The organism is Streptomyces djakartensis (assembly GCF_014651075.1).
GTDB classification, from domain to species: domain Bacteria; phylum Actinomycetota; class Actinomycetes; order Streptomycetales; family Streptomycetaceae; genus Streptomyces; species Streptomyces djakartensis.
On the sequence record NZ_BMWE01000001.1, the window covers coordinates 448973 to 469666 of the forward strand.

At 71.3% G+C, this 20694-nt stretch carries 22 protein-coding genes; 8 read left to right on the top strand and 14 right to left on the bottom strand.

Features of this window, described 5'->3' with window-relative positions; all coding sequences use genetic code 11:
* Positions 1-85 precede the first annotated feature (85 nt).
* Positions 86-640, top strand: coding sequence for a hypothetical protein (locus IE212_RS02015; protein WP_190195910.1), 555 nt, complete (start codon positions 86-88; stop codon positions 638-640).
* A gap of 12 nt (positions 641-652) precedes the next feature.
* Here IE212_RS02015 and IE212_RS02020 read toward each other — a convergent pair whose 3' ends face one another.
* The 5 genes from IE212_RS02020 to IE212_RS02040 all read right to left on the bottom strand — a co-directional run bounded on the left by IE212_RS02020 (position 653) and on the right by IE212_RS02040 (position 6020).
* Positions 653-820, bottom strand: a complete 168-nt coding sequence (locus IE212_RS02020) for a hypothetical protein (protein ID WP_190195911.1) — start codon at positions 818-820, stop codon at positions 653-655.
* 156 nt (positions 821-976) lie between these two features.
* On the bottom strand, positions 977-1453 hold the full coding sequence (gene tsaE, locus IE212_RS02025) for a tRNA (adenosine(37)-N6)-threonylcarbamoyltransferase complex ATPase subunit type 1 TsaE (RefSeq protein ID WP_229863986.1): 477 nt from the start codon (positions 1451-1453) through the stop codon (positions 977-979).
* Positions 1454-1535: 82 nt separating this feature from the next.
* Positions 1536-2780 (bottom strand): alpha/beta fold hydrolase, encoded by a 1245-nt coding sequence (locus tag IE212_RS02030; RefSeq protein WP_190195912.1) that lies wholly within the window; start codon positions 2778-2780, stop codon positions 1536-1538.
* Positions 2781-2928: 148 nt separating this feature from the next.
* Positions 2929-4098, bottom strand: a complete 1170-nt coding sequence (gene alr / locus IE212_RS02035) for an alanine racemase (RefSeq protein WP_190195913.1) — start codon at positions 4096-4098, stop codon at positions 2929-2931.
* A 473-nt stretch (positions 4099-4571) separates the two neighbouring features.
* Positions 4572-6020, bottom strand: a complete 1449-nt coding sequence (locus tag IE212_RS02040) for an NAD(P)H-hydrate dehydratase (protein WP_190195914.1) — start codon at positions 6018-6020, stop codon at positions 4572-4574.
* Positions 6021-6241: 221 nt separating this feature from the next.
* Here IE212_RS02040 and IE212_RS02045 point away from each other — a divergent pair, with 221 nt between their 5' ends.
* Positions 6242-7399 (top strand): right-handed parallel beta-helix repeat-containing protein, encoded by a 1158-nt coding sequence (locus IE212_RS02045; RefSeq protein WP_190195915.1) that lies wholly within the window; start codon positions 6242-6244, stop codon positions 7397-7399.
* Between the two features lie 58 nt (positions 7400-7457).
* Here IE212_RS02045 and IE212_RS02050 read toward each other — a convergent pair whose 3' ends face one another.
* Positions 7458-8447, bottom strand: coding sequence for a BtrH N-terminal domain-containing protein (locus IE212_RS02050; protein WP_190195916.1), 990 nt, complete (start codon positions 8445-8447; stop codon positions 7458-7460).
* A gap of 101 nt (positions 8448-8548) precedes the next feature.
* On the opposite strand from IE212_RS02050, the gene IE212_RS02055 reads away from it, so the two are divergent.
* Positions 8549-8821, top strand: coding sequence for a hypothetical protein (locus tag IE212_RS02055; RefSeq protein ID WP_190195917.1), 273 nt, complete (start codon positions 8549-8551; stop codon positions 8819-8821).
* A 14-nt stretch (positions 8822-8835) separates the two neighbouring features.
* Here the strand turns inward: IE212_RS02055 and IE212_RS02060 are convergent, their stop codons facing one another.
* Complete coding sequence (locus tag IE212_RS02060) at positions 8836-9207, bottom strand: holo-ACP synthase (protein WP_190195918.1); 372 nt, start codon at positions 9205-9207, stop codon at positions 8836-8838.
* Positions 9208-9271: 64 nt separating this feature from the next.
* Here IE212_RS02060 and IE212_RS02065 point away from each other — a divergent pair, with 64 nt between their 5' ends.
* The 3 genes from IE212_RS02065 to IE212_RS02075 all read left to right on the top strand — a co-directional run bounded on the left by IE212_RS02065 (position 9272) and on the right by IE212_RS02075 (position 11470).
* Positions 9272-9934, top strand: coding sequence for an ankyrin repeat domain-containing protein (locus IE212_RS02065; protein WP_229863988.1), 663 nt, complete (start codon positions 9272-9274; stop codon positions 9932-9934).
* A 199-nt stretch (positions 9935-10133) separates the two neighbouring features.
* The gene (locus tag IE212_RS02070) at positions 10134-10838 is read left to right on the top strand and encodes a hypothetical protein (RefSeq protein WP_190195920.1); all 705 of its coding nucleotides are present in this window, start codon (positions 10134-10136) and stop codon (positions 10836-10838) included.
* A gap of 14 nt (positions 10839-10852) precedes the next feature.
* Positions 10853-11470, top strand: a complete 618-nt coding sequence (locus tag IE212_RS02075) for a hypothetical protein (RefSeq protein ID WP_190195921.1) — start codon at positions 10853-10855, stop codon at positions 11468-11470.
* A 73-nt stretch (positions 11471-11543) separates the two neighbouring features.
* Here the strand turns inward: IE212_RS02075 and glmS are convergent, their stop codons facing one another.
* The 3 genes from glmS to IE212_RS02090 all read right to left on the bottom strand — a co-directional run bounded on the left by glmS (position 11544) and on the right by IE212_RS02090 (position 15325).
* On the bottom strand, positions 11544-13391 hold the full coding sequence (gene glmS, locus IE212_RS02080) for a glutamine--fructose-6-phosphate transaminase (isomerizing) (RefSeq protein WP_190195922.1): 1848 nt from the start codon (positions 13389-13391) through the stop codon (positions 11544-11546).
* 120 nt (positions 13392-13511) lie between these two features.
* Complete coding sequence (locus IE212_RS02085; RefSeq protein ID WP_190195923.1) at positions 13512-14321, bottom strand: ABC transporter permease; 810 nt, start codon at positions 14319-14321, stop codon at positions 13512-13514.
* Positions 14318-15325, bottom strand: a complete 1008-nt coding sequence (locus tag IE212_RS02090; RefSeq protein WP_190195924.1) for an ATP-binding cassette domain-containing protein — start codon at positions 15323-15325, stop codon at positions 14318-14320. Before IE212_RS02090 ends, IE212_RS02085 begins: the two co-directional genes overlap by 4 nt.
* 194 nt (positions 15326-15519) lie before the next feature.
* Here IE212_RS02090 and coaA point away from each other — a divergent pair, with 194 nt between their 5' ends.
* Positions 15520-16488: a type I pantothenate kinase gene (coaA, locus tag IE212_RS02095; RefSeq protein ID WP_190196161.1), complete on the top strand. Its 969-nt coding sequence runs from the start codon at positions 15520-15522 to the stop codon at positions 16486-16488.
* 28 nt (positions 16489-16516) lie between these two features.
* Positions 16517-17446, top strand: coding sequence for a DUF389 domain-containing protein (locus IE212_RS02100; RefSeq protein ID WP_190196162.1), 930 nt, complete (start codon positions 16517-16519; stop codon positions 17444-17446).
* A gap of 108 nt (positions 17447-17554) precedes the next feature.
* On the opposite strand, the gene glmM is transcribed toward IE212_RS02100, so the two are convergent.
* From glmM to IE212_RS02120, 4 genes are all read right to left on the bottom strand, one after another.
* The gene (gene glmM, locus IE212_RS02105) at positions 17555-18913 is read right to left on the bottom strand and encodes a phosphoglucosamine mutase (RefSeq protein ID WP_190195925.1); all 1359 of its coding nucleotides are present in this window, start codon (positions 18911-18913) and stop codon (positions 17555-17557) included.
* 162 nt (positions 18914-19075) lie between these two features.
* Entirely contained in the window at positions 19076-19588 is a 513-nt protein-coding gene (rpsI, locus tag IE212_RS02110) for a 30S ribosomal protein S9 (RefSeq protein WP_190195926.1), read from the bottom strand.
* Positions 19589-19630: 42 nt separating this feature from the next.
* Positions 19631-20074 carry a 50S ribosomal protein L13 gene (gene rplM, locus IE212_RS02115; protein WP_031118775.1) on the bottom strand — a complete coding sequence of 148 codons (444 nt, stop codon included), beginning with the start codon at positions 20072-20074 and terminating at the stop codon, positions 19631-19633.
* A 228-nt stretch (positions 20075-20302) separates the two neighbouring features.
* Positions 20303-20644: a hypothetical protein gene (locus IE212_RS02120; protein WP_190195927.1), complete on the bottom strand. Its 342-nt coding sequence runs from the start codon at positions 20642-20644 to the stop codon at positions 20303-20305.
* Positions 20645-20694 lie beyond the last annotated feature (50 nt).

The following is a 20694-nucleotide window of genomic DNA, read 5'->3' on the forward strand; positions in this document are numbered from 1 at the left end:
GTCACCTGCTGCTAGCGTCACCTTCCGTCACGGCCCGGCGGACGGGCGTGTACGACAGGGACGTACGACACGGAGGTGGGTGCCGGTGGCAGCCAGCAGCTCGGGGATCGTGGCCGGGCTGACCGCCGCGGCTCTCGCGACGGTCGGTTACCTCGCTCACCAGGCCTCGCAGACCGTCCCGGCCGGCCTGGGCAGGCCGCAGCCGGGTGTCTCACCCGCGGTCGGTCCCTCGAAGGCGCCCCGGGTCAGGACGGACCCGGCCGCCCTGCCCGGCGGGTCCGGCACGGGCGCACGGGTCGTGTACTCGCTGCGCGCCGACCGGGTGTGGCTGGTCGCCGCCGACGAGGCGGTCACCCGCACGTTCAGGGTCTACCCGAGCCAGGTGGACCCGGCCCCGGGCAGCTACGCGGTCACGTCCCGCTCGAACACGATCACCGGATCCGACGGCGTCCCGGTCGAGCACGTCGTGCGCTTCACCAGCGTGGACGGTGTGGTCATCGGCTTCAGCGCGGCCGTGAGCGGCTCCACCGCCGCGCCCGGCGGGCAGGTCCGTACGGGCGGCATCCGCGAGTCCCGGGTGGACGGCGACGTGATGTGGACGTTCGCGACGATCGGCCGGAAGGTCGTGGTCGTCCGCTGACGGGACGGGCGGTTACGCGGCCTCGCGGTGATCCCCGGCCGGCTCGGAGAGGTCCGGCTCGGGAGCGCGCGGGGGCGTGGAGACCAGCACCGCCGCCTCGCCCGCCGCCAGCAGGTCGCGCATGGACACCCCGGTGACCGCGAACGGCAGCGGCTGCCCCTTGCTCTGTGTAGCCGACATGGACGCCTCCTGGAGGGCGGGGGCGGACGTGGTTAGGTACACCTAACTACGGACTGGATACCATGTGACCACGGACGGGACGCCGAACGCAACATCTTGCCGACGCCCTGTCGGAACGTTCATCGAAACGCCACACGCTCCGCGACCGGCGGGAAGCTACGCCGCGAGCGCGCTCAGGTCCGCCGCCGCCCAGCGTTCCCCCATACCGGTGATCGTCATCTGCCGGACCTCGTCGGTCGTGTCGCCCACCGCCCGGTGGATGACGACCTGGAGCCGGTCCTCGGTCAGCTCCTCCACCTTGCCCTCGCCCCACTCCACGACGACCACGGACTCGGGCAGCGAGACGTCGAGATCGAGGTCCTCCATCTCGTCCAGCCCGCCCGAGAGCCGGTAGGCGTCGACGTGGACCAGCGGCGGCCCGTCGCCCAGCGGCGGATGGACCCGGGCGATCACGAACGTCGGCGAGGTGACGGCGCCGCGCACGCCGAGCCCCTCGCCCAGCCCACGGGTCAGCGTCGTCTTGCCCGCTCCGAGCTCCCCGCTGAGCATCACCAGGTCCCCCGCGCGCAGCAGCCCCGCGAGCCGGCGGCCCAGCTCCCGCATCTGCTCGGGGGAGGTGACGGTGACGCTCATGGAACGGGAGCCCACAGGTGCGTGCGTTGTCGCGGTTTCTTCCATCGTCACTCACTAGCAGTAGTACCGGCAGCCACCCCCGTCAGGAGGAGGCGGAGTCACAGCCCTTCACGGTAGCCGTGGCGGGCATCGCTCCGGTACGGGCGAGCAGATCGGCGAGGCGGTCGGTGACGACCGCCGGGTGCTCCAGAATGACCAGGTGCCCGGCGTCCGGCACCAGTACCAGCTCCGCGCCCGGCAGGACGTCGGCGATCGCCTCGCTGTGCTCACTGGGAGTGACCAGGTCCTGCACCCCGGCCAGGACGAGGACCGGCATGTCGGCGAAGTGGACGAGGGCCTCGGTCTTGTCGTGGTCGTTGAACGCCGGGTAGTACTCGGCGACCACGTCGATAGGTGTGCTCTCGATCATCCGCTCGGCGAACCGGGCGATGGCCGGGTCGACGTCCCGGGACGCGAACGAGTACCGCTTGACGACCCCGGCGAACAGGTCGGCGGTGGCCCGTCGGCCCTTCTCCACCAGCTCGGCCCGCTGCCCCAGCGCCTTCAGCACCCCGGGCAGCACCCGCCGCACCACGTTGACACCGGCGACCGGGAGCCCGTAGTTGACCTCGCCGAGCTTCCCCGACGACGTTCCCACGAAGGCCACCCCGACGACCCGCTCGCGGATCAGCTCGGGGTACTGGTCGGCCAGCGCCATCACCGTCATGCCGCCCATGGAGTGCCCGACCAGCACGATCGGCCCCTCGGGCGCGGCCGCGTCGATGACGGCCTTCAGATCACGGCCCAGCTGCTCGATGGTGACCGCCTCGCCCCGCGCCTGGGCCACGCCCCGCCCGGAGCGGCCGTGGCTGCGCTGGTCCCAGTGCACGGTCCTCACGACGCCCCTGAGCGCCGCCCGCTGGAAGTGCCAGGAATCCTGGCTGAGGCAGTAGCCATGGCTGAAGACGACGGTGACGGGGGCGGGTGACTTGCGGCCGAAGAGCCTCCGGCGGCGTGGGCCGATGGCCGCGGGGGCGGCCTCCGCGTCGACGTCGTCGACCTCGTAGTACAGCTCCGTGCCGTCGTCGGCGAACGCCTTTCCGGGCATGCCGCGCAGCGCGCCGTACGGTCCGGCCGAGTCGAGCGCGAGCCGCGCCTTCTGGCGCATGCCGCGGCCGACCGTCATCCGCTCCAGGGCCACACCGGCGGCCGCGCCCGTGGCCACCACGCCTATCGCGACGCCCGCGATGCCGGTCGCCCGGCGCCAGCCCCCCGCCGCCCCCGCGGCGGAGGCCGCGACGGCCGCGCTTGCGGCGTGCGCGACGGCCTCCGCACTGCTCTCGCTCACGTACCGCTCCTCTTCGCCGGGCTGCTGATCGGGATGTCGTTGCCGTCATCAGATGGTGCTCTTGCTGCTGCTGTTGTTCGCGACATGACCGTGACGCTCGTGATGAACCGTGACGGTCGTGTTTCGGGTGACGAGTACCCCCTCCGAGTTACCCGTCCTGTTCCTCATTCACATAGACGCGCGGAACGCGCGATCCGATCCGGGTCACGATCTCGTAGGCGATGGTTCCGGCCGCCTGGGCCCAGTCCTCGGCGGTGGGCTCGCCGCGGTCCCCGGGCCCGAAGAGGACGGCCTCGGCCCCCGCCGCGGGCTCGTCGCCGCCCAGGTCGACCACGAACTGGTCCATGGCGACGCGTCCGGCGACCGTGCGCCACTTGCCCTCGACGAGGACCGGGCCGGCGGAGGAGGCGTGCCGCGGGACGCCGTCCGCGTAGCCGAGCGGAACGAGGCCGAGGGTGGTCGCGCCCGGCGTCACGTACCGGTAGCCGTAGCTCACGCCGTGCCCGCCCGGCACGTGCTTGACCAGGGCGAGCGAGGCGGACAGCGTCATCACCGGCCGCAGCCCGAAGTCGGCCGGGGTGCCGAGTTCGGGGCTGGGCGAGATGCCGTAGAGGGAGATGCCGGTCCGGACGAGGTCGAAGTGGCTCTCGGGCAGGGTGAGCGTGGCCGGCGAGTTGGCGATGTGCCGCACCTCGGGACGGACGCCCCGCTCCTCGGCGTACGCGACCATCTCCCGGAAGAGGCCGAGCTGGGCGGTGACGGAGGGATGGCCGGGTTCGTCGGCACAGGCGAGGTGCGACCAGAGCCCCGTGACGCGCAGCAGCCCCTCGGCCTCGGCGCGCAGCGCCTCGCGGACCAGCTCGGCCCAGTCGTCACCGGGCTGGCAGCCGCCCCGTCCGAGCCCCGTGTCGGCCTTGAGCTGCACGCGTGCGGGCCGTCCGGCGAGCCGGGCCGCCTCGGTGACCTCGCCGAGGGCCCACATCGCGCTGACGGACACGTCGAGGTCCGCCTCGATCGCCTCCCGCCAGGGCCCGCCGGGCGTCCACAGCCAGCACATGATGCGGCCGGGCAGCCCGGCGGCCCGCAGGGCGAGGGCTTCCTCCGGCGTGGCCGTGCCCAGCCAGTCCGCCCCGGCGGCGAGGGCCGCGCGGGCGCACGGCACAGCGCCGTGGCCGTACGCCTCGGACTTCACCACGGCCATCAGGGCCGCGCCCGGCGCGTGGGCGCGCAAGGCCCGCACGTTGGCCCGCAGGGCGGCCAGGTCGATCTCCGCGCGGGCCCGCAGGGGCGCGGTGCGCGGGGCTGTTCTCTCGCTCATCGCGCCCAGTGTCTCAGAGGGCCCCGCCCCGGACCGGAGGACCCGGCTCGGCCTTCCCGGCCCTTCCGCCGCCTGAGCTCTCCGAGCACGTCCGGCACTCCAGCTCGCGACGCCCGGCCCGGCACCACAGTCCTCGCAGCCCGGCCCGGCACCCCAGTACCTTGAGCCCGTCCAGCACTTCAGCCCCCGGATCCCGGCCCGGCACCTCAACTCGGCCCCTGCCCAGCACCTCAAGCACCTCAGCTCGGCCCCTGCCCCGCACCTCAGCACTCGTGGCCCGGCCCCGCACTCCAGCTCGCGGAGCCCGGCCCGGTGCCCTCAGCTGCCTTGAGCCCGTCCGGCGATTGAGGACGAGGCCGTCCAGGCCGAGCGGGGGCCCGGGGGCGGCAGCCCCCGGAGTCGGGACGGGAAGGGGCGGAGGGGGCGACCCGACCCCACCGCACCCCCACCCGTCCGCGCCCACCGCGCGCGATCTACCCAAGGACGTTCCGCCAGGCCTCCGGAACCGCGTCGGCCACATCATGCGCCCCCACCGGCGCCCCGTCCGCCGCCAGCCTCCCGGCCAGCCCGTGCAGATACGCCCCCACACTCCCCGCGTCCACCGCCGAGAGCCCCGCTGCCAGCAACGACCCGGCCAGCCCCGACAGCACGTCCCCGCTCCCCGCCGTGGCCAGCCAGGACGTCCCCGTCGGATTCACCCGCACCGCCCCACCCCCCGGGTCCGCCACCAACGTCGTCGACCCCTTCAGCAGCACGGTCGCCCCGTACCGCCCCGCCAGCTCCCGCGCCGCCGCCAGCCGGGCCCCCTCGACCTCCCGCCGCTCGACCCCGAGCAGCGCCGCCGCCTCACCCGCGTGCGGCGTCATCAGCGTCGGCGCCCTCCGGGCCCGCACGACCGCCGCGTCGGCCAACCGCAGGCCGTCCGCATCGACCAGCACCGGCACCTCCGCCGCCAGCACCTCCCCCACCGTCGCCGCGTCGTCACCGGCCCCGGGCCCGGTGACCCACGCCTGCACCCGCCCGGCATGCTTCGGCCCCTGGTCCGACACGAGCGTCTCGGGAAAGCGCGCGATGACGGCGTCCCCGGCGGGCCCGACGTACCGCACGGCTCCGGCCCCGCCGCGCAGCGCCCCGGCGACGGCGAGCACGGCGGCGCCCGGGTAGCGCGCCGACCCGGCGGCGATCCCGACGACACCCCGCCGGTACTTGTCGCTCTCGGCCCGCGGCACCGGCAGCAGCTCCGCCACGTCCGCGTGCTGCAACGCCTCCAGTTCCGGCTCGGCGGGCAGCTCCAGCCCGATGCCGACCAGCCGCACGGAACCCGCGTACTCCCGCGCGGGGTCGATCAGCAGCCCCGGCTTGTGCGTCCCGAACGTCACCGTCAGATCCGCCCGTACCGCGGCCCCGCGCACCTCGCCCGTGTCGGCCTCGACCCCGCTCGGCAGATCGACGGCGACGACTGCGCCCCGCGACCGCTCGGCGGCGGCGGCCAGCGGCACCGCGTCCGGCCGCAGCCCGCCCTTCCCACCGATCCCGACGATGCCGTCGACGACGAGATCGGCCCGCTCCACCAGTTCCTCCACGCCACCCCCGTCCAAGGGCGCGCCGGCGTCCACGGCGCGGCCCCCGGCCCGCCGCAGCGCCGCCAGGCCTTCCGCGTGAGCCCGCCCGGGCGCGAGCAGCACCGCCGTGACACCGGCCCCGCGCCTCGCCAGCCGGGCACCGGCGTACAACGCGTCGCCACCGTTGTCGCCGCTGCCGACCAGCAGCACGACCCGGCTGCCGTACACCCGCCCGAGCAGGTCGGCGCAGGCGGCGGCGAGTCCGGCGGCGGCGCGTTGCATCAGCGCCCCCTCCGGCAGCCGCGCCATCAGCTCCCGTTCGGCGGTCCTGACCGTCTCCACGCTGTACGCACTACGCATGCGGTCGAGTTTCCCGTACGACCGCCGGACCACTCCCCCGTATCGCGCGCGGCTTCGGTCCCGTGTCGCACCTCCGACACCTCCCGGCCGGGCCGGACCCGTTGACGCTTTGCGTGCCCTTTGCCAGACTCCCCGATCGCGCAGAAAGCGCTTGCACCCTCCCTCGCGCACTCGCTAGCGCACGCTTGCCCACCCCCCACGTCCGACGAAACCGAGGCCCCATGGGACGCAGAGCCGCATTACTCGCCGCCGCCGGCGCCACCGCCCTCCTCACCGCCGCCGGCACCCTGACCGCTCCGGCCACCGCCGCCCCCACGCGTGCGGCGGCCTGCGGAGAAGGTCCCCACCACGCCGAGGCCGCGCAAAGCGGCGGCACCTGGACGGCCCGGCGCGGCAACGGCACGGTCGTCTACACCGGCACCGACATGCGCGCCGCCGTCCAGGCGGCCGTCAACAGCCTCACGCCGGGACGCACCGCGAAGGAACGGGTCGTGGTCCGCGGCTCGGGCTCGATCCCGGCGAACTCCCGCATCTCCCTCCCGAGCCACACCGTTCTCGACGTCTGCGGCACCATCGACGTCACCGGCAGCGGCTCGGGCGACCAGGCGCCGGTCTACTCCCGCGGCACCCGCGACGTCGAGGTCCAGAACCTCAGGCTCACCGGCACCCCGCTGTACGGCATCTTCCTGCGCAACGTCCAGAACGTGGTGCTCGGCCAGATCGACATGCGCCTCTCCCGCGGCCTGGGCGTCCGCATCGACAACCGCGGCGACACCAGCCAGTGGACGCGCAACGTCCGCATCGACAACGTCCACGTCTCCGGCGCGTCCAGCCACGCGGTCGAGACCTACGGCGTCGACGGCATCACCATCGGCACGGTGACGGCCCGCAACGTGGGCGAGTCCGGCCTGCTGCTCAACCAGACCGTCAACGCGAGCGTCACCAAGGTGGACGCGGAGAACGCCGGCACCGGTACCGGTTACGCCGCCTTCCGCATGGCCAACCGCAACGGCCGGATCGGCAACGGCTACCCCACCAACATCCGGGTCGGCGAGGTCATCGCCCGGGGCGGCGGGCGCGGCGTGTTCTGCGTCTCCGAGAGCGGCGGGGCGACGATCGACCGGGTGACCCTCTCCGGCACCGGCAACAACTCGGTGCTGATCGAGAACTGCTACAACGTCAGCCTGGCGGCCCGGAGCGGCACGATCACCGGCGGCGGCGAGCTGCGACTGGCCGCCCGCTCGGAGTTCCCCAACAACAAGGACATCACCGTGCAGAACCTGACGGTCACCAACTCGGCCATCAGGGAGAGCCCGTGCGGCGAGAACACGACGTTCCGCAACATCACACGGGTGAACAGCAGCCAGTCCGTCTGCTGACACCGGCCCGCTGCACCCTCACCCGGGCCCCCTCACCCGGCGGGGGCGCGGCGGGCGCTCAACCGCCCAGCCGGCTCAGCGCCCGCATGGCCTCACGCTCGATGCGCGCGACGTCCGACAGGACGGCACCCGCCCGCACGAGGTACTGCCCGTCACCCGACTCCCCGGCCTGCGCGACCAGTGCCGCGACTTCCGTCCAGCAGGCGGCCGCCTCCGAGTACAGCCGGTGCCCGGTCCGCAGACGGTCACTGTCGAGCCACTCGGCGCATTCGGCGAGGAAGTCGCGGTAGAGGTTGCGGAACAGGGCACCGCCGGTGCCGGCCTGCTCCATCAGACGGGCGGCCTGCGGCAGGTCCCGCCGCGGGTCGCCGGTGCGCTGGAGCCAGCGGGGTACGAGCCTGCCGGCCTTCTCGATGCCCCGGTGGCCGAGGTTGGCGATGGGCGGGTCGAGGAAGGCGTCCGCGCAGGCGGTGATGGCCGGAACGATCCGGTCCCGCGGGGCGGGCGGCTTCTCGGGAGCGGTGAGGGTGAAGGACCGGTGCCTGGCGGTCATGGGCCCGCGCGCGGCCCTGGCCCGGGCGAGGCCGTCCAGGCCGGTGGACACGGCGCCGCCCTGCTGCGCGGTGTCCACGAGGTAGGCATCCCGCTCGTCATAGCCGTACATGGCGACGACATGACCGCCGAAGTGCACCTTCGAGGTGAAGTAGTCCAGGTGGTGGCTGTCGAGCTGCAACCCGAGGGGGTGACCGGCGTCGATGGCGGCCGCCACGTGCTCCCAACCCTTGCGGGCCGATCCGGTCTCCCGCACCACGAGTTCCAGCCCGAGTGCGCCGGCCAGGTTCCTGGTGAGCTCGAAGGGCTTGACCCGCCCTCCGAGGAACGGGAAGTCCATGTTCTTGCTGTCCCAGTAGACGAAGGACAGGCCGGAGCCGAGGCCGAAGAGTATGGGCTCGGACAGATCGATGCCCTGATGCCGCAGCAGCACTCCCAGCGCTGTCGTCTCGCAGTGCTGCGCGCCGCGGGTGTCGACCCCCTTCACCATGACCATGCCGTTCTCCTGCTCCTGGAAGTCCGCTATGATCGACGCACGATTTGAACTCGTTCAAAAATGTCGTTCAAGAAGGTCGTCCAACAAGGGGAGGCCAGACCATGGCCGGATCCACCACCTCCACGGCAACCGACACACCCGCCACCGCCCTCGGCCCCACGGCACTCGTTCTCGGCGTCCTGTCCGCCGTGGGCACGTGGGCGTTCCTGTTCCCCTGGACGGTGCTGGCCGGGGCGCTGGCCATCACGTTCGGCGTGATGGGCATGCACTACGCCCGCAAGGGCATGGGCCGCATGTGGACCGCGGCGGCGGGCACGGCGCTGGGTGCGGTAGGCTTCATCGGCACCGTCACCCTCCTGTGGGCGATGTACTGACGCGCCGGCCCGCATCACCCCTCCGCGATGACAACGGCCGAGGCCACCCCGGCGTCATGACTCAGGGACAGGTGCCAGGACCGGACCCCGAGTTCGGCGGCCCGCTCGGCCACGGTCCCGGTCACCCGCAGCCGGGGCCGCCCACTGTCCTCGACGTACACCTCGGCATCGGTCCAGAGCAGCCCGCCCGGAGCGCCGAGCGCCTTGGCCAGGGCCTCCTTGGCAGCGAACCGGGCGGCCAGGGAGGCGACACCTCGGCGCTCCCCGCCGGGCAGCAACAACTCCCGCTCCACGAACAGCCGCTCCGCCAGCGCGGGCGTACGCTCCAAGGACGCCGCGAACCGCTCGATCTCGGCGACGTCGATCCCGACCCCGATGATGCTCATGCCATGCACCCTATGGGGACGCCACGGCGTTTCCCCGCCCGCAACGGGCCCTAGCATGATCAACATGGAATGGGACGGCCTCACCGACCGCGACCGCTACGGGGACTGGTACCTGAAGGACCGGGACCGGTTCTCGGATCTGGCCCGGGATGCCGACTGGGCCGGGCTGTTCGGGGCGTTGGAGAGCAATCCCCAGTACGTCAATCTCGCCCGGCCCGGGAACCGCAGCGGATTCGCCCCGCTGCACCAGGCCGCCTGGCACGGCGCCGGCATAGCCGTCGTCTCCCGGCTGATCGCGCACGGCGCCTGGCGTACGCAGCGCACCCGGGACGGACGGCGCCCCGTGGACATCGCCCGGGAGCGAGGGCACACGCATCTGCTGGAACTCCTGGAACCGGTCACGGTCCGGCAGCTCCCCTCCCCTTCCGATGCGCTGGAGCACCACTTCCACGCGCTGCTGCGGGAGCGCACCGGCAGCTGCTTCGACGAGATCGAGCACCTCCTGCCACCGCTGTCACCGCTCACGGAGGGCCTGGACGTACGGGTCTTCTTCCGGGTGGCGGGCATGATGGGCGGCTTCCACTACCGCCTCCACGCGGACATCGTGCACGTGCACGGCAGCTCCCGGATGGACGCCGACAACGGGGACTACTACCACGTGACCCCCGACAACTGGACCATGCTCCCCTACAGCCCCAGGCCGCCGCACCCGTGGAGCCTGCCGTGACAACCGCCCCCTTACGGCGGCCAGTTCGGTTCTGTGCCGCCGGACGGTGTCGCTGCCGTCACATGGCATGATCGGCCCGTTCGACTGACCGTTGTCGCCGGTGTCGTTTGCCGATGCGCCCGCCGATACGCGAACGGGGAGGCCCGAGTGGGGGATCACTTCAAGACCGACAAGAAGCCTCGGAGACTCCCATCCGCTGGTGATCGACGACACGGCCAGAGACCCGAGTTCGAAGATCTGGTACGCCCTGCCGGCCGGGTTCTTCAGCGTTCCGATCGACGCTCTCGACCCCGAACCGGGCTCAGAGCAGGAGACGCACCTCGAACAGGCGCTGGCGCTGGTCCTGGACCTTGTCCCCGAGGACGAGCGCGACCGGTATACGGCTGCGCTGCGGGACGTTCGGTTCATGACCGCCCAGATGCGGAGTGAAGGCGTCATCGCCTGCTCCCTCGGAATGCACTACGCGGACGACGGGTCGTCTGCGTCATCAGTATTCACTGTGGCGCTCCGAGACGTCGAGTGGGCCCCAGCCAAGATCACGGCGGTCCGCGCGGTCTCCCTGCGTGAATGCGCTGGCAACGTAGGGCTCTTGACGCTGCCGGGCGGCCGTCCGGCCTCGGTCTCCGACACAGTGATCACCATGCCCGCCCTTGAAGGGATGCCAAGTCAAGACCTCTACCAGTGCAATGTCTATATCCCGGCCCCCTCAGGCACGCAGCTGGGTGTTCTGACGCTGAGCAGTACGGCCGTGGGCTCCCGCAAGCACTACCGCGACATGATGGAAGGCATCGCGCACACGGTGTCGTTCCACGATCCGCTGCCGGAGATCGAGCGCGCCGTCCACGACGACGCAGCCGACGGCACAAGCAGCATCGCGGACGACATCGCGTCCGACTTCGGCTGAACCAGGATGTGCGAATGACCATGAACTTCGACGCACAGGGCTTCGACGGACCGAAGGCATGGGACACGCCGGGCACTCGACGTGCCTTCCGCATCCGGACGGCGCGTCACCTGGCGAAGTCACTCGGCTGGGTGGCGCTCTGGTGGGCGACGTTGTTCGTCACCCTCTTGTTGCCCGTGGAAGCGTCGCTTCCCATGGCCGTGGTCCTTGTGCTGATCGGGCTCATGGCGTGCCTAGCCCTCGGCCGACTCGCCTTGGGGTGGCGAATGCGGCGCATCCTCACCGTCTACCCCTGGCGTCGGCAGTCCGGTGCTGTGCGAATCACCAAGGGCAAGGACGCGGTCTTCGTGCTGCCCGACCCTGACACCCCGGAGAAAACTGTGTCGCTGAAGGTGTCTGCCGGGCTGTTCCGGACCTGGAGCCACGAGGCCCTCAAGCAGTACGACGAGGAACTCTGGTACGCGGGTGACCCGCGCTTCGCCTGCGTGGTGGCCAGGCCTCCGGGCCTGAGTGGCCTCGGCTACCTCGCCCAGCCAACCGCCTATAACCCCCGCACCTCCCCCCGCCGCAAAGGCCTCAGCCCCGAGGCCCGGCGCCGTGCCCGGGCCATCGGTGCGCGGGTCGCCGACTGACGCGACGAGACGCCGGGACCGGACAACCGATGGGCGGCGGGGGTGAACGGCTGTCGCCGTTCGCCCCCGCTTCCTACTCCACCGTCACCGACTTCGCCAGGTTCCGCGGCTGGTCCACCTCGTTGCCCCGGGCCGTGGCCAGCTCACAGGCGAACACCTGCAGCGGCACCGTCGCCACCATCGGCTGCAGCAGCGTCGGTGTGACCGGGATCCGGATCAGATGGTCGGCGTACGGCACCACCGCCTCGTCGCCCTCCTCGGCGATCACGATCGTCCGCGCACCCCGCGCCCGGATCTCCTGGATGTTGGACACGACCTTGTCGTGCAGCACGGACCGCCCTCGCGGTGACGGCACCACGACGACCACGGGCAGATCCTCCTCGATCAGGGCGATCGGCCCGTGCTTCAACTCCCCGGCCGCGAACCCCTCGGCGTGCATGTAGGCCAGCTCCTTGAGCTTCAGCGCGCCCTCGAGGGCCACCGGATACCCGACATGCCGCCCCAGGAAGAGCACCGTGTTCTTGGCGGCGAGCGAGCGGGCCAGCTCCCGCACGGGCTCCATGGTGCCGAGCACCTGCTCCACCGCACCGGCGATCGAGGACAGGTCGCGGACCACCGCCTCGATCTCGTCGCCCCACTTGGTGCCCCGGACCTGCCCCAGGTACAGCGCGACCAGGTAGCACGCCACGAGCTGCGTCAGGAACGCCTTGGTGGACGCGACGGCGACCTCCGGCCCGGCGTGCGTGTACAGGACCGCGTCCGACTCGCGCGGGATCGTCGAGCCGTTGGTGTTGCAGATCGCCAGGACCCTGGAGCCCTGCTCCCGGGCGTGACGGAGCGCCATGAGCGTGTCCATGGTCTCGCCGGACTGGGAGATCGCGATGACCAGGGTCTGCGCGTCCAGGATCGGGTCCCGGTACCGGAACTCACTGGCCAGCTCCACCTCGCACGGGATGCGCGTGAAGTGCTCGATGGCGTACTTGGCGATCATCCCGGCGTGGAAGGCCGTACCGCACGCCACGACGACGATCTTGTCGATCTCGCGCAGCACGCCCGGGGGGATCCGCACCTCGTCCAGGGTCAGCGAGCCGGAACCGTCGATCCGGCCCAGCAGCGTGTCCGCGACCGCCTTGGGCTGCTCGGCGATCTCCTTGAGCATGAAGTAGTCGTAGCCGCCCTTCTCGGCGGCCGACGCGTCCCAGTCGACGTGGTAGGAGCGGACGTCGGCCGGGCGGCCGTCGAAGCCGGTCACCACCACGCCGTCCCGGCGCAGTTCCACGACCTGGTCCTGCCCCAGTTCGATCGCCGACCGCGTGTGGTCGATGAACGCGGCGACGTCCGAGGCGAGGAAGGACTCGCCCTCGCCGACGCCGACCACCAGCGGCGAGTTCCGCCGGGCGCCCACCACCACGTCCGGTTCGTCGGCGTGCACCGCGACGAGTGTGAACGCGCCCTCCAGCCGCCTGCACACCAGCCGCATCGCCTCGGCGAGGTCCGCGCACGAGGAGAACTCCTCGGCGAGCAGATGCGCCACGACCTCGGTGTCGGTCTCGGAGGCCAGTTCGTGGCCGCGCTCCTCCAACTCGGCCCGCAGCACGGCGAAGTTCTCGATGATGCCGTTGTGGACGACGGCTACCCGGCCCGCGTTGTCGATGTGCGGATGGGCGTTGGCGTCCGTCGGTCCGCCGTGCGTGGCCCACCGGGTGTGTCCGATGCCCGTCGTGCCGGTCGGCAGCGGCCGGCCGTCCAGTTCCTTCTCCAGGTTGAGGAGCTTCCCGGCCTTCTTGGCCGTCGCCAGGCCGCCGTCGGCCAGCACGGCGACACCCGCCGAGTCGTAACCCCGGTACTCCAGCCGCTTCAGCCCGGCCATCACGATCTCGAGCGCCGACTGTGGCCCCACGTATCCCACGATTCCGCACATGAGGCGCAGCCTACGGGTCGACCCCGCACCAAAAGCCCTTGCGCGTGCCCGGAATCGGAAATTCCCACCGGGGATCGAACACGCTTCAGGGCAAGGAGCCGGCCCGCTCCCCGGCGTTGCTCACACCTTCGCCCGGTAGGCCCGCATGGCCAGCGGATAGAACACCAGCGCGATCCCGGCCGCCCAGACCAACGACCACATCACCGGCTCCGCCACCGCCCCACCGAGCAGCAGCCCCCGGAACGCGTCGGACAGATGCGTGACCGGATTGACGTCGCTCCACGCCTGGAGCCAGCCCGGCATGGTGTCGACCACGACGAACGCGCTGCTCGTGAAGGTGATCGGGAAGATGAGGGTGAAGGCGAACGCCTGCACCTTCTCCGCGTCCCCCGCCAGCATCCCGATCAGTACCGCGCTCCACGACACCGCCGCGGCGAACACCACCACCAGCAGCGTGCCGAGCAGGAATCCGCCGAACCCGCCCGTGACCCGGAAGCCGAGCAGCAGTCCGAGACCGATCATCAGCAGCAGCGCCCACACGTGCTTCGCGAGGTCGGCCGTGATCCGCCCGATCAGCGGGGCGGAACGGGCGATCGGCAGGCTGCGCAGCCGGTCGAAGACTCCCTTGGTGAGGTCGGTGTTGAGCGCCATCGCCGTGTACATCGTCATGAACAGGGTGTTCTGCACGATGATCCCGGGCAGCGCGTACTTCAGGTACGCCTCGGGCGACCCGGCCATCTGCCCGCCCAGTACGTAGGTGAACAGGAACACGAACATGATCGGCGTGATGCTGTAGTCGACCAGTTCGAGCGGGTTGTGCTTGACGGCGACCAGGCTCCGCCAGGCCATGGTGAAGGTCTGCCGCAGCCCTGCGAGGGCCGGCACCCGGCCCGACGTGGTGACGGGCGCGGTGACGGTGGTGGCGGTCATGACCGGCTCACCACCTTCTCCAGCTCCTGGTCCTCCCGGGCGGGGGCGTCGCCGTCCTCCTCCTGCTCGCCCGGCTCGGCGCGGTGACCGGTCAGCGCGAGGAAGACCTCGTCGAGCGAGGAACGGCGCAGGGCCAGCTCGCCCACCGCGATTCCCTCCCGGTCCAGCGCGCGCACCACGGCCGGCATCAGCTCGGGGTCCTTCACCGGCGCGGTGATCATCTCGCCCTCGATCCGGGCCTCGGGACCGGCCGCGCCGGCCACCAGCGCGTGCGCCCGCACCAGGTCCTGCCCGAGGATCGGTCGCAGCTCCAGCACCTGCCCGCCGACCTGCGCCTTGAGCCGGTCCGGTGTGCCCTCGGCGATCACCCGGCCTTTGTCGATCACCACGATGTCGTCGGCCAGCACATCGGCCTCGTTCAGGTACTGCGTGGTCAGCAGCGCGGTCGCGCCGTCCGCGACCAGGCCGCGCAGCAGGTCCCACAGCTCACCGCGGCTGTGCGGGTCGAGACCGGTGGTCGGCTCGTCGAGGAAGAGGACGCTGGGCCGGCCGACCAGGCTGGCCGCGAGGTCCAGCCGCCGGCGCATGCCTCCGGAGAAGGTCTTCGCGGCCCGCGTGGCCGCGTGCGTCAGCTGGAACCGCTCCAGCAGCTCACCCGCCCGGGCCTTCGCCTCCCGCCTCGGCAGGCCCAGCAGACGGCCGATGAGGAGCAGGTTCTCCGTGCCGGTCAGGTTCTCGTCGACCGCCGCGTACTGGCCGGTCAGCCCGACCATGGCCCGCACCACCCCGGCCTCCCGGACCACGTCGTGGCCGGCCACGTGGGCCCTGCCCCGGTCGGGCCGGAGCAGCGTCGCGAAGATCCGCACGGCGGTCGTCTTCCCGGCGCCGTTGGGACCCAGCAGGCCGAGCACCGTGCCCTTGCGGGCCGCCAGGTCCACACCGGCCAGCGCCTCGGTCTCCTTGAACCGTTTGACCAGGCCTTCCGCCTCTATCGCATACGTCATGGGTCACCCCTCGGCGTCGGTGAGCCCCGGCCTGGGCCCACCTCTCCCACAACTGTGACGCACACCACTGACATTCCTCTCGTTGCTCACCTTTGGCTCAAACGGGAGGGACCGTGAACCCCGCGTGACCGATCCCACCTCACGGTCCGTTCGTACGCCCGTAACAATGGACTGTGATCTCTCCGGTCTCCTCGATGCCCCGGAGCGCCCACCGGCAGCGGCCGGAGGCGACTCCCTACGTCGACCTCACCCGTGCCGAGTGGAGCGCGCTGCGCGACAAGACGCCGCTGCCGCTGACGGCCGAGGAGGTCGAGAAGCTGCGCGGCCTCGGCGACGTCATCGACCTCGACGAGGTGCGGGACATCTACCTCCCGCTGTCCAGGCTTCTCAATCTCTACGTCGGTGCCACGGACGGCCTCAGAGGTGCGCTCAACACCTTCCTGGGCGAGCAGGGCTCGCAGTCCGGCACCCCGTTCGTCATAGGGGTGGCCGGCTCGGTCGCGGTGGGGAAGTCGACGGTCGCCCGCCTCCTCCAGGCCCTCCTCTCGCGCTGGCCTGAGCACCCGCGTGTCGAGCTGGTCACCACCGACGGCTTCCTGCTGCCGACCGAGGAGCTCCAGGCCCGCGGCCTGATGTCGCGGAAGGGCTTCCCCGAGTCCTACGACCGCCGGGCGCTGACCCGGTTCGTCGCCGACATCAAGGCCGGCAAGGACGAGGTCACGGCCCCCGTCTACTCCCACCTGATCTACGACATCGTCCCGGACAGGAAGCTCACGGTCCGCCGCCCCGACATCCTGATCGTCGAGGGCCTGAACGTCCTCCAGCCCGCCCTGCCCGGCAAGGACGGCCGCACCCGGGTCGGCCTCGCCGACTACTTCGACTTCAGCGTGTACGTCGACGCCCGCGTCGAGGACATCGAGCACTGGTATCTCAACCGCTTCCGCAAACTGCGCGCGACCGCCTTCCAGGACCCGTCCTCGTACTTCCGCAAGTACACGCAGGTCTCCGAGGAGGAGGCCCTGGACTACGCCCGGACGATGTGGCGCACGATCAACCGGCCGAACCTGGTCGAGAACATCGCTCCGACCCGCGGCCGGGCCACCCTGGTCCTGCGCAAGGGACCCGACCACACGGTGCAGCGGTTGAGCCTGCGCAAGCTCTGACCCGGGAGAAGCGGGTTAGATGGTCGCCATGCTTCATCTGCGCCTGATCACGCCGTCCGAAAAGACCGGCGATGTGGTGCGACTGGTCGAGAGTACGGTCGGCACCACCCACCTCGTCGTGCTGCCGGACGCCGCCCGCGACCCCGCCGGGGACGTGGTGATGTGCGACGTGGCGCGGGAGGCCGGCGACGAACTGCTCAACGGCCTGCGGGAGCTGGGCATCGACGCCGGCGGTTCCATCGCCGTCGAGTCCATCGACCTGTCGCTGTCCGAACGGGCCGACAAGGCGGAGGCCGACGCCCCGGGCGAGGCCGCGGACGCGGTTCTGTGGGAGCAGCTGGGCGAGGCGACGCACGAGGAGTCGACCCTCTCGGTCACCTACCTCGCGTTCATCACGCTCGCCACGATGATCGCGGCCTGCGGCGTGGTCCTGGACAACGCGATCCTGATCGTGGGCGCCATGGCGGTCGGACCCGAGTTCGGCCCGCTCGCCGGCGTCTGCACCGCGGTCGTCCAGCGCCGCCCGGGCCTGGCCATGCGCTCGATGATCGCCCTGCTGGCCGGCTTCGCGGTGGCCATGGCGGTGACGGTCGGCTTCAGCCTCTTCATGGACGCGGTCGACCTGTTCAGCGAGCAACAGCTCAGGGCCGACCGCCCCAACACCGACTTCATCTACGCGCCCGACTGGTTCTCCTTCGTCGTGGCGGTCCTGGCCGGCATCGCCGGCACGCTCTCCCTGACCTCGGCCAAGTCCGGCGCCCTGGTCGGTGTGGCCATCTCGGTCACCACGGTCCCGGCCGCCGCGAACGCGGCCGTGGCCCTCAGCTACGGCGACACGAGGCAGACCTGGGGATCGACGGAGCAGCTCCTGCTGAACCTGCTGGGCATCATGATCGCGGGCACGGCGACTCTGCTGGCCCAGAAGTGGTTCTGGGCGAAGCAACGCCAGCGCGTCTGAGAACGGCCGCGTGGGACAGTGCCCTCAGGGGCGCGGGGAACTGCGCGACCAGCCTCGACGAAGGGTCGGCCCGCAGCGAACCGCAGCCCGCACCCCCCTGCCCGCTCCTCAGCCCAGCGCGGACTTCACCGCATCAGCGAGCCGCCCCGCGACAGACCGAGCCTGCTCGATGTCAGCGGCCTCGACCATCACCCGAACCAGCGGCTCGGTCCCGGAGGGACGCAGCAGCACCCGCCCGGTGGGGCCCAGCTCCCGCTCCGCGTCCGCGACCGCCGAAGCCAGCTCCGAGGACGTCCCCACCCGGGACCTGTCCACGTCCGGCACATTGATCAGCACCTGCGGCAACCGCTCCATGACAGCCGCCAGCTCCCGCAGCGACCGCCCGGTCCCGGCGACCCGAGCCGCCAGCATCAGCCCGGTCAGCGTTCCGTCACCCGTCGTGGCATGGTCGAGGACGATCACGTGCCCGGACTGCTCGCCCCCGAGCGCGAACCCGTGCTCCTTCATCTCCTCCAGCACGTACCGGTCACCCACGGCCGTCTGCACGAGCCGGATGCCCTCACGCTCCATGGCGAGCTTGAACCCGAGGTTGGACATCACTGTCGCCACGACCGTCTCGGCCCGCAGCGCGGAGCGCTCCCGCATCGCCAGCGCGAGCACGGCGAGGATCTGGTCCCCGTCCACCTCCTCGCCGGTGTGGTCCACGGCGAGGCACCGGTCGGCGTCCCCGTCGTGCGCGATGCCCAGATCGGCCCCGTGCTCGACGACGGCGGCCTTGATCTTGTCCAGGTGCGTCGATCCGCACCCGTCGTTGATGTTGAGCCCGTCCGGCTCGGCACCGATCGTGACGACCTCGGCCCCGGCCCGCTGGAAGGCCTCCGGCGAGACCCGGGCGGCGGCGCCGTGCGCCTCGTCCAGGACGATCTTCAGCCCGTCGAGCCGGTTCGGCAGGGCACCCAGCAGATGCTCGACGTAACGCTCGAAGCCCTCCTCGTACTCCCGCACCCGGCCCACCCCGGCGCCGGTCGGCCGGTCCCACGGGGCGCCGGTGCGGTGCTCCTCGTAGACGGACTCGATCCGGTCCTCCAGCTCGTCGGCGAGCTTGTGCCCGCCGCGGGCGAAGAACTTGACGCCGTTGTCGGGCATGGCGTTGTGGCTCGCGGAGAGCATCACACCGAGGTCGGCACCGAGCGAACCGGTCAGGTACGCCACCGCGGGCGTCGGCAGCACACCGACCCGCAGGACGTCCACACCGGCGCTGGCCAGGCCCGCGACCACGGCGGCCTCCAGGAACTCCCCGGACGCGCGCGGGTCACGCCCGACGACCGCGGTCGGCCGGTGCCCCTCGAAGGTGCCCGCCTCGGCCAGCACGTGCGCCGCGGCGACGGAGAGGCCCAGCGCCATCTCCGCCGTCAGGTCCGCGTTGGCTACACCGCGCACACCGTCCGTGCCGAAGAGTCGTCCCACTGGTGTCCTCCGATTGCTGAAGAGAGTGCGGCTCACTCCCCAAGTACATCCCCTGACACTGTCCGGGGGCGGTAGGGGTTGTGTAAACGAACCGCCCCGGCAGCACAGTGCGTGCCGCCGGGGCGATCGGTGCGAAGCCAGTCGCGAGGACGGGCGACGCGTTTAGCGCTTGCTGTACTGCGGGGCCTTGCGGGCCTTCTTCAGACCGGCCTTCTTGCGCTCGACCGCACGGTCGTCGCGCTTGAGGAAGCCGGCCTTCTTCAGCGGGCCGCGGTTGTTGTCGACGTCCGCCTCGTTCAGCGCGCGGGCGACACCGAGACGGAGCGCACCGGCCTGGCCGGAGACACCGCCACCGGCGATGCGGGCGATGACGTCGTAGCGGCCCTCGAGCTCGAGAACCTTGAACGGCTCGTTGACTTCCTGCTGGTGCACCTTGTTCGGGAAGTAGTCCTCAAGGGTGCGACCGTTGATCTTCCACTTGCCGGTGCCGGGGACGATCCGGACACGGGCGATGGCGTTCTTGCGACGGCCCAGGCCGGCGGCCGGCTGGGGCTCACCGAAACGCGAACCGAGGGACTCGGAGGTGTACTCACCCTCCACCGGAACGTCGGACTCGGTGGTGTAGCTGTCGATGTCAAGCTCTTCGAGCGGCTGCTCGGCAGTGGTCTCGGCCACGATTCTCCTCAGATTCTCTTCAGTCTTAGGGGGTGGCCGGACTTACTGCGCGACCTGGGTGATCTCGTACGGCTGCGGCTGCTGCGCGCCGTGCGGGTGCTGGTCACCCTTGTAGACCTTCAGCTTCGAGAGCATCTGACGGCCCAGGGAGTTCTTCGGGAGCATGCCCTTGACGGCCTTCTCGATGGCCTTCTCCGGGTTCTTGTCCAGCAGCTCGTCGTAACGGACGGAGCGCAGACCACCCGGGTAGCCGGAGTGGCGGTAGGCCATCTTCTGGGTCCGCTTGTTGCCGGAGAGGTGCACCTTGTCGGCGTTGATGATGATGACGAAGTCACCAGCGTCGACGTGCGGCGCGTAGATCGGCTTGTGCTTGCCCCGCAGAAGGGTGGCCGCGGTGGAGGCGAGACGGCCCAGGACGACGTCCTGAGCGTCGATGACGTGCCACTGGCGCGTCACATCGCCGGGCTTGGGGCTGTACGTACGCACGGTTCGTAGCCTTCGCTTCGAGTGAATGGTCCATAACAGGTCACCGAAACGATCACGACAGCCTAGACCGCACGGCGGCGACGCATACCGCGTACGTGGGGTCGCTGGTCATCGGCCCGGTGGACCGGTGTAAGGGCCCGTCCCGTGAGAATGAGCAAGCCAATACACAACGAACAAGCAGAATACCGGGGCTCGCGACAAGGGTCAAAACGCGGGTCCCCCCGGAGGTCACCGCCGACGACCGGCCACGGACACGCACAGGCCGGCACACAGCGTGACGGCCCTCCGCAGGGTCCGCCGCCGGACGGGCCGCACATACGGAAACACCGACGACAGCAGCACATCGCAGACCACCCCGGCGCACAACCGCAGCACCGATCCACCTCCGCGCGGACGCCGGTACGCCCGCAGCGCCCCGGCGGCGACAGCGACAGCGACCGACGGCCATGACCACAGCCCCACCAGCAGCGCCACGACCACCAGCAAGCGCGCCGCCGCGAACCCCACCCGCAGACACCGGCTCACGGGTCGCCCCAACCACCCGGAGATGTCGCCTTTGCCCGTCCGCATGGGAGGAACGCTAGGGCTTCCGAAGCCGTTCCATGCGGACCAGCACACCC

Bases quoted from the DNA above. Each gene is read 5' to 3' on its own strand.
- IE212_RS02020 (WP_190195911.1), bottom strand. From the start codon at position 820: ATGTCGGCTACACAGAGCAAGGGGCAGCCGCTGCCGTTCGCGGTCACC.
- tsaE (WP_229863986.1), bottom strand. From the start codon at position 1,453: ATGAGCGTCACCGTCACCTCCCCCGAGCAGATGCGGGAGCTGGGCCGC.
- alr (WP_190195913.1), bottom strand. From the start codon at position 4,098: ATGAGCGAGAGAACAGCCCCGCGCACCGCGCCCCTGCGGGCCCGCGCG.
- IE212_RS02040 (WP_190195914.1), bottom strand. From the start codon at position 6,020: ATGCGTAGTGCGTACAGCGTGGAGACGGTCAGGACCGCCGAACGGGAG.
- IE212_RS02045 (WP_190195915.1), top strand. From the start codon at position 6,242: ATGGGACGCAGAGCCGCATTACTCGCCGCCGCCGGCGCCACCGCCCTC.
- IE212_RS02050 (WP_190195916.1), bottom strand. From the start codon at position 8,447: ATGGTCATGGTGAAGGGGGTCGACACCCGCGGCGCGCAGCACTGCGAG.
- IE212_RS02055 (WP_190195917.1), top strand. From the start codon at position 8,549: ATGGCCGGATCCACCACCTCCACGGCAACCGACACACCCGCCACCGCC.
- IE212_RS02060 (WP_190195918.1), bottom strand. From the start codon at position 9,207: ATGAGCATCATCGGGGTCGGGATCGACGTCGCCGAGATCGAGCGGTTC.
- IE212_RS02065 (WP_229863988.1), top strand. From the start codon at position 9,272: ATGGAATGGGACGGCCTCACCGACCGCGACCGCTACGGGGACTGGTAC.
- IE212_RS02075 (WP_190195921.1), top strand. From the start codon at position 10,853: ATGACCATGAACTTCGACGCACAGGGCTTCGACGGACCGAAGGCATGG.
- glmS (WP_190195922.1), bottom strand. From the start codon at position 13,391: ATGTGCGGAATCGTGGGATACGTGGGGCCACAGTCGGCGCTCGAGATC.
- IE212_RS02085 (WP_190195923.1), bottom strand. From the start codon at position 14,321: ATGACCGCCACCACCGTCACCGCGCCCGTCACCACGTCGGGCCGGGTG.
- IE212_RS02090 (WP_190195924.1), bottom strand. From the start codon at position 15,325: ATGACGTATGCGATAGAGGCGGAAGGCCTGGTCAAACGGTTCAAGGAG.
- coaA (WP_190196161.1), top strand. From the start codon at position 15,520: ATGCCCCGGAGCGCCCACCGGCAGCGGCCGGAGGCGACTCCCTACGTC.
- IE212_RS02100 (WP_190196162.1), top strand. From the start codon at position 16,517: ATGCTTCATCTGCGCCTGATCACGCCGTCCGAAAAGACCGGCGATGTG.
- IE212_RS02120 (WP_190195927.1), bottom strand. From the start codon at position 20,644: ATGCGGACGGGCAAAGGCGACATCTCCGGGTGGTTGGGGCGACCCGTG.